The sequence below is a fragment of the Streptomyces sp. NPDC057623 genome, from assembly GCF_042800355.1.
Classification (GTDB): Bacteria; Actinomycetota; Actinomycetes; order Streptomycetales; family Streptomycetaceae; genus Streptomyces.
In genome coordinates this window covers 89,363-98,575 of record NZ_JBHVGZ010000018.1, presented here as the reverse complement: position 1 = coordinate 98,575, position 9,213 = coordinate 89,363, and the positions used below count along the sequence as shown (strand labels likewise).

9 protein-coding genes are annotated in these 9,213 nt (G+C 71.0%); 5 read left to right on the top strand and 4 right to left on the bottom strand.

What is annotated here, in order from left to right:
* Nucleotides 1-164: 164 nt before the first annotated feature.
* The gene (gene dusB, locus ACFU95_RS20540; RefSeq protein WP_383829282.1) at nt 165-1,331 is read right to left on the bottom strand and encodes a tRNA dihydrouridine synthase DusB; all 1,167 of its coding nucleotides are present in this window, start codon (nt 1,329-1,331) and stop codon (nt 165-167) included.
* A gap of 64 nt (nt 1,332-1,395) precedes the next feature.
* On the opposite strand from dusB, the gene ACFU95_RS20535 reads away from it, so the two are divergent.
* On the top strand, nt 1,396-2,841 hold the full coding sequence (locus ACFU95_RS20535) for an MFS transporter (RefSeq protein WP_383829279.1): 1,446 nt from the start codon (nt 1,396-1,398) through the stop codon (nt 2,839-2,841).
* 8 nt (nt 2,842-2,849) lie between these two features.
* On the opposite strand, the gene ACFU95_RS20530 is transcribed toward ACFU95_RS20535, so the two are convergent.
* Nucleotides 2,850-3,788, bottom strand: coding sequence for a helix-turn-helix transcriptional regulator (locus ACFU95_RS20530; protein ID WP_383829276.1), 939 nt, complete (start codon nt 3,786-3,788; stop codon nt 2,850-2,852).
* A 95-nt stretch (nt 3,789-3,883) separates the two neighbouring features.
* Between ACFU95_RS20530 and ACFU95_RS20525 the strand changes: the two genes are divergently transcribed.
* The 3 genes from ACFU95_RS20525 (at nt 3,884) to ACFU95_RS20515 (ending at nt 6,316) form a co-directional block, all read left to right on the top strand.
* Nucleotides 3,884-5,317: an MFS transporter gene (locus ACFU95_RS20525; protein ID WP_383829273.1), complete on the top strand. Its 1,434-nt coding sequence runs from the start codon at nt 3,884-3,886 to the stop codon at nt 5,315-5,317.
* 148 nt (nt 5,318-5,465) lie between these two features.
* Nucleotides 5,466-5,684 (top strand): hypothetical protein, encoded by a 219-nt coding sequence (locus tag ACFU95_RS20520; protein ID WP_383829270.1) that lies wholly within the window; start codon nt 5,466-5,468, stop codon nt 5,682-5,684.
* Nucleotides 5,681-6,316 carry a GNAT family N-acetyltransferase gene (locus tag ACFU95_RS20515; protein WP_383829267.1) on the top strand — a complete coding sequence of 212 codons (636 nt, stop codon included), beginning with the start codon at nt 5,681-5,683 and terminating at the stop codon, nt 6,314-6,316. Before ACFU95_RS20520 ends, ACFU95_RS20515 begins: the two co-directional genes overlap by 4 nt.
* 13 nt (nt 6,317-6,329) lie before the next feature.
* On the opposite strand, the gene ACFU95_RS20510 is transcribed toward ACFU95_RS20515, so the two are convergent.
* Together ACFU95_RS20510 and ACFU95_RS20505 are read right to left on the bottom strand one after the other, a co-directional pair.
* Nucleotides 6,330-6,926, bottom strand: coding sequence for a TetR family transcriptional regulator (locus ACFU95_RS20510; RefSeq protein WP_383829264.1), 597 nt, complete (start codon nt 6,924-6,926; stop codon nt 6,330-6,332).
* 25 nt (nt 6,927-6,951) lie between these two features.
* On the bottom strand, nt 6,952-7,962 hold the full coding sequence (locus ACFU95_RS20505) for an aldo/keto reductase (RefSeq protein WP_383829261.1): 1,011 nt from the start codon (nt 7,960-7,962) through the stop codon (nt 6,952-6,954).
* 184 nt (nt 7,963-8,146) lie between these two features.
* On the opposite strand from ACFU95_RS20505, the gene ACFU95_RS20500 reads away from it, so the two are divergent.
* Nucleotides 8,147-9,193, top strand: coding sequence for a chitinase (locus ACFU95_RS20500; protein WP_383829258.1), 1,047 nt, complete (start codon nt 8,147-8,149; stop codon nt 9,191-9,193).
* The last annotated feature ends 20 nt before the right edge of the window (nt 9,194-9,213 follow it).

The following is a 9,213-nucleotide window of genomic DNA, read 5'->3' as shown; positions in this document are numbered from 1 at the left end:
CGGTGTCAAGACACGGCACCTCTCGCGCAAGGCCAGCCCGCCGGACCGAGGACGGACACCCCCCGACGCGGCCCCGACCCACAACCCCACGCCCCCGCGCTCCACGAGCCCCCACCGAACCCGCACAGGCGCCGCAGGCATCCACCCCCGAACCCGCACCCGCCTCAACCGCCGGAGGTATCCAGCTCCGCGTCCTCACTCACACCCGCGCAGTCATACGGATCCTTCAGCCACCCGTCCGGCAGCACCACCCGGTTGTTGCCAGACGTACGCCCGCGCGGCCCATCGGCCCCGGCCGGCCAAGGCTGGTCCAGGTCCAACTCCTCCAGCCCGGACCGGAGTTCCTCCAGCGACGAAGTGATCGCCAGCCGCTTACGCATCTCCGAGCCGACCGCGAAGCCCTTCAGATACCAGGCCACATGCTTACGGAAGTCGATGACGCCACGCGCCTCGTCCCCGATCCACTCCCCGAGCAGCGTGGCATGCCGGACCATGACGTCGGCCACCTCACGCAGCGCCGGACGCGCGCTGTCCGCCGTACGCCCCTCGAACGCGGCCACCAGATCCGAGAACAACCACGGCCGCCCCAGACACCCCCGCCCGACGACCACCCCGTCGCACCCGGTCTCGCGCACCATCCGCACCGCGTCCCCGGCCGACCAGATGTCCCCGTTGCCGAGCACGGGAATCTCCGGCACATGCTCCTTCAGCCGCGCGATGGCGTCCCAGTCCGCCGTACCCCCGTAGTGCTGAGCGGCCGTACGCCCGTGCAGCGCGATCGCCGTCACGCCCTCGTCCACGGCGATCCGCCCCGCATCGAGGAAGGTGATGTGGTCGTCGTCGATGCCCTTGCGCATCTTCATCGTGACCGGCAGGTCCCCGGCCCCGCTCACCGCCTCCCGCAGAATCGCCCGCAGCAGATTCCGCTTGTACGGCAGCGCGGACCCCCCACCCTTCCGCGTCACCTTCGGCACGGGACACCCGAAGTTCAGGTCGATGTGATCGGCCAGCCCCTCCTCCGCGATCATGCGGACGGCCTTGCCGACAGTGGCGGGATCGACCCCGTACAGCTGGATCGACCGAGGCGTCTCGCTCTCGTCGAAGTGGATCAGCTGCATGGTCTTCTCGTTGCGCTCGACCAGCGCCCGAGTCGTGATCATCTCGCTGACGAACAGCCCCTTGCCCCCGCTGAACTCCCTGCACAGCGTGCGGAAGGGCGCGTTCGTGATCCCGGCCATGGGGGCCAGGACGACGGGCGGCTGAACAGTGTGCGGCCCGATCTGCAGGGGCGAGACGGGGGACGAGACGGTGGGCGGGACGGTCATGGACATCCCCCCATTCTCACGTACCGAACAGGGTGCGGCGAAATTCATTAGTTAGGCGTACTATTCAAGAATGCCGGAGCTCAGCCCTCGCCGCCGACTGCTGGTCCTCGCGATCTGCTGCATGAGCCTGCTGATCGTGAGCCTCGACACCACGGCCCTCAACGTCGCCCTCCCCGCGATGCAACGCGACCTCGACGCGAGCACCTCGGGCCTCCAGTGGACGATCGACGCGTACACACTCGTCCTCGCCTCGCTCCTGATGCTGGCCGGCTCCACCGCGGACCGCGTCGGCCGCAAGCGCGTCTTCATGACGGGCCTCGTCCTCTTCACCATCGGCTCGGCACTGTGCTCCCTGGCACCGAACCTGGACTCGCTGATCGTCTTCCGGATGGTGCAGGCGATCGGCGGCTCGATGCTCAACCCGGTGGCGATGTCGATCATCACCAACACCTTCGTGGACCCGCGCGAGCGAGCACGGGCGATAGGCGTGTGGGGTGCCGTCGTCGGCATCTCGATGGGCGCGGGCCCGCTGGTCGGCGGCCTGCTCGTGGACTCGGTGGGCTGGCGCGCGATCTTCTGGGTCAACCTGCCGGTGGGCCTCGCCGCCCTCCTCCTCACCCTCCGCCACGTCCCCGAGTCCCGCGCCCCCAGGGCCCGCCGCCTCGACGCGGTGGGCCAGCTCCTGGTGATCGCCCTGTTCGGCTCCCTGACGTACGCGATCATCGAGGCGCCGAACGCCGGGCTCACCGCGGTGCTCCCGTTCGCGATCGTCGCCCTCGCGGCCCTGCTCGGCCTCCTGTGGTACGAGCCGCACCGCACCGAGCCCCTCATCGACCTGCGCTTCTTCGGGTCGGCTCCGTTCAGCGGCGCCACGGTGATCGCGATCGGCGCGTTCGCGGCGCTGGGCGGGTTCCTGTTCCTGTCGACGCTGTACCTGCAGAACGTGCGCGGGCTCGACGCCCTGCACGCGGGGCTGTGGATGCTGCCGATGGCGACCCCCATGTTCCTGTGCGCACCGCTCTCCGGGCGGCTGGTCGGCACTCGGGGGCCGCGGCTGCCGTTGCTGATCGCCGGTACGGCGATGACGCTGAGCGCGGCCATGTTCGCCCTCTTCGAGGCCGAGACGTCCAACGTCACGCTGATCATCGGGTACGCGGTGTTCGGCATCGGGTTCGGGTTCGTCAACGCGCCGATCACCAACACGGCGGTCTCCGGGATGCCGCGGGCACAGGCAGGGGTCGCGGCCGCTGTCGCCTCCACGAGCCGTCAACTGGGCCAGACGCTGGGGGTGGCGGTGGTCGGGGCGGTGCTGGCGTCGGGCGTGGGAGCGTCGTCGTACAAGGTGACGTTCGTGTCGGCCGCCGGGCCCGGGTGGTGGATCCTCACCGGATGCGGGCTTCTGGTCCTCGTGGCGGGGGCGGTGACCAGCGGGCCGTGGGCGCGGCGCACCGCTGAACGTACTGCTGAGCGGCTGGAGTCGGCGGAGGTGCGCGGCGCGTCTCCGGTCAGTGCGTAGTTCGGCGGCTAACGGCGGGTGGGGGTTGGTCGCGCAGTTCCCCGCGCCCCTGAGAGGGCGATCTCGTGCAGCTTCTCCAGGCGTTCACGCGACTCCTCGTCCGCCGGCACGTACGTCACCATCCGCGGCCCCGCTTCCGGACTCATCCACAGGTCCGTGTGGTCGACGACCACCCGCCCCACGTACCGGTTGAGGAACTCCTTGCGCTTGCTGCGGTGTGCCACCACCTCATGCCGGTCCCACGCCTCGCGGAACGCGGGGGACTCCGCGCGCAGCCTCTTCAGCAGCATCTTCCAGGCGGGCTCGGCCAGGTGACCGGCCATCGCGGCGCGGAAGCGGGCCGCCATGAGGCGCTGGGTCTCCTCCAGGTGCACGATCGACGAGCGCCACTCGTCGTGGGTGTACGACAGGACCATGCAGTTGCGGTCCTCGGGCGGCACCGCTGCCAGGTCGCACAGCAGCAGCCCGTACGTACGGTTGTGGGCGAGGATGTCGTAGCGGCTGTTCTGCAGACAGGCCGGGTACGGCTCCAGTTGCTCCAGGACGGCCCGCATCGCGGGGGTCACCGACGGGCAGGTGGTCGCCGGCGTCGGATCGACCGCCCCGGCCAGCTGGAAGAGGTGGGAACGCTCGCTGGGGTCGAGCAGCAGCGTGCGGGCGAGGGCGTCGAGGACCTGGACGGAGACCTGGATGTCCCGGGCCTGCTCCAGCCACGTGTACCAGGTGACGCCGACCGCCGAGAGCTGGGCGACCTCCTCGCGGCGCAGGCCCGGTGTACGGCGTCGGCTTCCGCGGGGCAGGCCCACCTGCTCGGGGGTGATGTGCTCACGACGGTGCCGCAGGAAGGCGGCGAGTTCATGACGCCGGATCTCCGAAACCGCCGTACCGCCTGGAACCGCCGTACCGCCGAAGCCTCGCGTCACCGTCTCCTCGGCCATGCTCGTCATGCCTCCAGCTTGCCGCCCCCCGGACCCTGTTTCCAGGTGGTTCTTCTACCAGGACAAGAACACTCTGGTACCCGTCTCGGAACGGGCGCAGGCTCATGACCGTGACCGAAACCATCACTTCACGCAAGGCCCCGGCCACCGCCGCACCACCCTCGCTCGGCGGCCTCGGGCTCTTCACGGTGCTGCTGGGCGCGGCACTCCCGCTCATCGACTTCTTCATCGTCAACGTGGCCCTGCCCACCATCGGCCACGACCTCGCGGCGAGCGAGGCCGTGCTCGAACTCGTCGTGGCGGGCTACGGGTTGGCGTACGCCGTGCTGCTCGTCCTCGGCGGGCGGCTCGGTGACCTGTTCGGCCGGCGCCGGCTCTTCCTGGGCGGCATGGCGGCCTTCGGACTGACCTCGCTGGCGTGCGGGCTCGCGCCCAGCGCGTGGACGCTGGTCGCGGCGCGGGTCGCGCAGGGCGCGGCGTCGGCGGCGATGCTGCCCCAGGTGCTCGCGACCATCCAGGCGGCCACCGCCGGTCAGCGACGGGCGCGGGCCATGGGCCTCTACGGCGCCACGGCCGGGCTCTCCATGGTCGCCGGGCAGATCCTCGGCGGCGTGCTCGTCGCGGCCGACATCGCGGGCACCGGCTGGCGCTCGGTGTTCCTGGTGAACGTGCCTGTCGTCCTCGTCGGCCTCTTCCTGGCCGCCCGCGCGGTCCCGGAGACCCGCTCCCGGCGTCCCGAGCCGGTGGACGGACCCGGCACGGTCCTGCTCGCCCTCTCCCTCCTCACGCTCCTGGCCCCGCTCACCGAGGGCCGGGCGGCGGGCTGGCCGCTGTGGACGTGGCTGTCGCTGGCGGCGTTCCCGTTCGTGGCGGCGGCGTTCTACGCGGTGGAGCGCGGGGCGGACCGGGCCGGCCGTACGCCGCTCGTGCCGCCGAGCCTGTTCGAGCTGGTGTCCCTGCGGCGTGGTCTGGTGATGATCGTGCCGTTCTCGATCGGCTTCAGCGGCTTCATGTTCGTGATCGCGGTGGCCCTTCAGCAGGGCGCGGGCCTCGGTCCGGTCGCGGCGGGGCTGGCCCTCGTCCCGATGGCGGTGGTGTTCTTCTTCGTCTCGCTGGCCGGCCCCCGGCTGGTGGCCCGCCACGGCACCCGGGTCGTGCCCGCCGGTGCGGCGATCCAGGGCGTGGGCGTGGCCCTGATGGCGCTGGCCGCCTGGCGGTCCTGGCCGGACTTCGGGTTCGTCGAGCTCCTCCCCGGCGCGGCGATCGCCGGTGCGGGCCAGGCGCTCCAACTCCCCGTCGTCTTCCGGGTCGTCCTCTCCGAGGTGCCGACGGCGCGGGCGGGTGTGGGCAGCGGGGTGATGATCACGACCCAGCAGTCGTCGCTGGCCCTGGGGGTGGCGACGCTGGGCACGCTCTTCCTCTCCCTCGTCCCCGGCCTCGGCATGCGGGACGCCCTGGTCACCACCCTTCTCGTCCAGCTGGCCGGGGTGGCGCTGACCGGGCTGCTCGCCCTGCGGCTGCCGCGCACCGTCGGTTGATCGTCGGGGGAGGGGGGGGCCAGGGGGTGGTCACTTCGGGGGGGGGGATTCTTTGTGGGTGTTTTTTTTGCGACACCCTTTTTGTTGCGGGGGACCAGCCAACCCCCCCCGCAGCAATGACTCGATGTCCTCGGACGCTGGAGGCGTCATGCTGGAGATCAACACGAGCAAGGTGAGCCGCTGGGACCACCACGGACGCGAACACGTCGTACGGGTACAACGCAAGGGCGCGCAACGCACGATCAGATGTGACACCTGCGGCTGGCGCAAGGGCGCGCAGTTCCTGCCCTGGCTGAAGGCGCAGGAGCATCTGGCGGAGGCGCATCAGGCGACGGTGGATCCGGCGGAGACCGGTACCGACCGATGACGCGCGTCCGCCGGTACCGGCCCGGGGACCGGGAGGCCGTCGAGGACATCTGCGTCCGCACGGCGCACGAGGGCGGCGACAGTCGGCCGTACTACCGGGACCCCGGCATCTTCCCGACGACCTTCGCGCTCCCGTACGTCGTCCTGGAACCGGACCTCGCCTTCGTCCTGGACGACGGGGCGGGCCGGGCGGTCGGCTATGTGGTCGGGACGGCGGACACACCGCGCTTCGTCGAGGACTTCCGCACCGGGTGGCTGCCGTCGGCGGCGGAGCGCTACCCGGAGCCGGACGGGCCGCCGAGCACCCCGGACGAGGCGATGGCCGCGCTCCTGCACCACCCGGAGCGCATGCTGGTCCAGGAGGTCGCCGCCTACCCGGCCCATCTGCACATAGACGTGCTCCCCGGCTGGCAGGGCCGGGGCCACGGCCGCGCTCTGCTGCGCACCCTGTTGCAGGCCCTGCGGGACAAGGCGGTCCCGGCCGTGCACCTCTCCATGGTCACGGCCAACACCCCTGCCAGAGCCTTCTACGACCGTCTGGGCTTCCACGAGATCGAGGTCCCCGACCCCGGCCCGGTCACCTACCTCGGGCGCGCGACGAAGGACCTCGACAGCCTGTTCACGGCTCCTTGACGCCTTCGAGGGCTCAGTCGCGGGCCCGTAGCCCGCGCACCAGCAGGTCCACGACCGCCTCCAACTCCCCCTCCACGCCGGGCTGTTCCCAGTCCCGGGCGTAACGGGGGTCGTGGAAGCGGCCCGTGGCGTGGAAGAGGGCACGGGCGGTGGTGGCGGGGTCGGCGGCCGTGAAGGTGCCCGCGTCGACGCCCGCCCGGACGATCCGGGTCAGCTGGCCGGTCAGGTCGGCGATGTGCGCGCCGACCGCCTCGCCGTTCTCGATGGCGAGCACCGAGAACGTGGCGAACAGCTCGGGTTCGTCGCCCGCCTTGCGGCGCTTGGCGGCGAACAGGCCCGTGAACCAGGCGCGCAGGCGGGCCTCCGGGTCGAGGTCCTCGGCGGTGGCGATCCCGGAGAGGGACTCGAAGGTACGGTCGAGCCACCTCTTCGTGACCGCGTCCCGCAGCGCCGCCTTCGTCCGGAAGTGCCGGTAGACACTGCCATGGCTGACGCCGAGCGCGCGGGCCACGTCGACCACGGTGGCCTTGGCCGGTCCGTGGCGGCGCAGCACCTCCTCGGTGGCTTCGAGGATGCGCTCGGCGGTCAGGATCTCGCTGGTCGGAGGCATGCCTAGACGGTACCCGGCACCGCGATCAGCGTTCGCTGTCGAGCATGGCCATCTGCGCGGGGGCGTACCGCCCGCCGGCCGCCGCGTCCGCCGGCACGGCGGCTTCGATGGCGGCGAGGTCGGCCGCGTCCAGGTTCACGTCCAGCGCGCCGAGGGCCTCGTCGAGCCGCCCCCGGGTACGGGCGCCGACCAGCGGCACGATGTCCTCGCCCCGGGCGAGCACCCAGGCGATGGCGATCTGGGCGACGGAGACGCCCTTCTGCTCGGCGATCTTGCGCAGGGATTCGACCAGGTCGAGGTTGTGCTGGAGGTTGTCGCCCTGGAAGCGGGGCGAGTGGGCGCGGAAGTCGGTGGCCGCGTACTTCTGGCCGGCCGTGACGTGGCCCGAGATCAGCCCGCGGGAGAGCACGCCGTACGCGGTGACGGCGATGCCCAGCTCGCGCAGGGTGGGCAGGATCTCCCGCTCGGGGCCGCGGGAGATGAGCGCGTACTCGATCTGGAGGTCGGCGATCGGGGCGGTGGCGGCGGCCCGGCGGATGGTGTCGGCGCCGACCTCGCTGAGCCCGATGTGGCGGACGTACCCCTTCTCGACCAGTTCGGCGATCGCGCCGACGGTCTCCTCGATCGGCACGTCAGGGTCGAGCCGGGCGGGGCGGTAGACGTCGATGTGGTCGACGCCGAGGCGCTGGAGTGAGTACGCGGCGAAGGTCTTCACGGCGGCCGGGCTCCCGTCGAAGCCGTACCAGTCGCCGTCCGGGCCGCGCAGGGCGCCGAACTTCACGCTGAGCCGCGCGTTCTCGCGCAGGGCGGCGGGGGCGGTGCGCAGTGCCTCGTTGATCAGCAGTTCGTTGTGGCCCATGCCGTAGAAGTCGCCGGTGTCGAGCAGGGTCACGCCGGCCTCCAGGGCGGCGTGGATGGTGGCGATGGCCTCGGCGCGGTCCGCCTCGCCGTACATGCCGGACATGCCCATGCAGCCGAGACCGAGGGCGGAGACCTGGGGGCCGGTGGTTCCGAGGGCGCGGGTTCGTAGCGTCATGACTCCACCTTGACATGACAGATGACAGATTTCAATATCTGTCATTCCAATTCCCAAGCCCCTCCTTCACCACCTCTCCGTCACCACTCGGCCCGCCTACTGGTCCAGACCTATTGACGAGAGGTCTGGACCAGAGCAATGTCATGCCTGCGACACCTCACCGCACCCCCACCGGGAGGCCCGTATGCTCCGCCGCGCCCTGCGTCTGCTCGCCACCGCGCTCACCACCGCTTGCCTCGCCCAACTGCCCGTGGCCACCTCCGCCTCCGCCGCCGACACCTGCGCCGTGAAGTCGAAGCCCGCCGGCAAGGTCCTCCAGGGCTACTGGGAGAACTGGGACGGCGCCGCGAACGGCGTCCACCCGCCCTTCGGCTGGACCCCGATCACCGACTCCCGTATCGCGGCCCACGGCTACAACGTGATCAACGCCGCCTTCCCGGTGATCCGCTCCGACGGGACGGCCCTGTGGGAGGACGGCATGGACAGCGGGGTGAAGGTGGCCACCCCCGCCGAGATGTGCGCGGCGAAGGCCGCCGGCCAGACGGTCCTGCTCTCGATCGGCGGCGCGACGGCCGGCATCGACCTCAACTCGACCGCCGTCGCGGACCGGTTCGTCGCGACGATCGTCCCGATCCTGAAGAAGTACAACTTCGACGGCATCGACATCGACATCGAGACGGGCCTGGTCGGCAGCGGCTCCATCGGCCAACCGTCCACGTCCCAGGCCAACCTGATCCGCATCATCGACGGCGTGCTGGACCGGATGCCGTCGAACTTCGGCCTGACGATGGCCCCGGAGACGGCGTACGTCACCGGGGGCAGCGTCGTCTACGGCTCGATCTGGGGCGCGTATCTCCCCGTCATCAAGAAGTACGCCGACAACGGCCGTCTGTGGTGGCTGAACATGCAGTACTACAACGGCAGCATGTACGGCTGCTCCGGCGACTCCTACTCCGCCGGCACCGTCGAGGGCTTCGTCGCCCAGACCGACTGCCTCGACAAGGGCCTGGTCGTGCAGGGTACGACCATCAGGGTGCCGTACGACAAGCAGGTGCCGGGGCTGCCCGCGCAGCCGGGCGCGGGCGGCGGCCACATGTCCCCGTCCCTCGTCGCCCAGTCCTGGCGGCACTACGGCACCTCGCTCAAGGGCCTGATGACCTGGTCGGTCAACTGGGACGGCTCGAAGAACTGGACGTTCGGCGACAACGTGAAGTCCCTGCAAGGGCGTTGAGCGAGCCGGACACCGACAGG